Genomic DNA, 605 nt, shown 5'->3' with positions numbered 1-605 from the left:
GCATGCACGTCGTATATGTACCGTCTCGCGTGGTCCCAGCATGCCGCCTCGCGAATCTTGCCGCTCTCGTACAGTTCGTTGAAGCCGCTGTAGGCGTCGGCTTGCAAGATACCCTTGAATCCGTCCAGGTGGGTCTGGGGATGAATGCCTTTGCGGTCCGGCGAGTAAGCAAACCACACTGCGGCCGGTTCGGTCGAGCCCGAACGGGTGTCATCGCGCACATACACCCACAGCCGCCCAGTCTTCGTCTTCTTCTTGCCCGGCTCGAGTACCGGGATCGGCGTGTCATCCGCGTGCAGCTTCGACGGCGCCACCGTGTAGCGGCGCAGTGCCTCGGTCAGCGCATCGCAAAGGGCCTCGCATTGACCAACCCAGCGGCCCATGCTGGCCGGGTCGAGCTTCACGCCGTCGCGCGCGGCTATCTGCGACTGCCGGTACAACGGGGCGTGGTCAGCGTACTTCGAAACGAGGATGTCGGCCAGCAAGCTCGGATGAGCGATGCTGCGCGTGATCGGCAAGCCGGGCATCGGCGGCTGCGAGAAGTGGTGGCCGCACGGACAAACCGTCTTGCGCCGGATCGTGCGAATCACCTTGAACATCGCCGC

At 64.1% G+C, this 605-nt stretch carries 1 protein-coding gene; it reads right to left on the bottom strand.

The window, feature by feature from the left end; all coding sequences use genetic code 11:
• Positions 1-605 (bottom strand): IS66 family transposase (gene tnpC / locus WS69_RS27890; RefSeq protein WP_156438436.1); only part of this gene is annotated, 605 nt, incomplete at both ends.

The organism is Burkholderia sp. BDU5 (assembly GCF_001522845.1).
In the GTDB taxonomy this organism is placed as follows: Bacteria; Pseudomonadota; Gammaproteobacteria; order Burkholderiales; family Burkholderiaceae; genus Burkholderia; species Burkholderia mayonis.
This window is presented reverse-complemented; position numbering and strand designations above follow the sequence as displayed.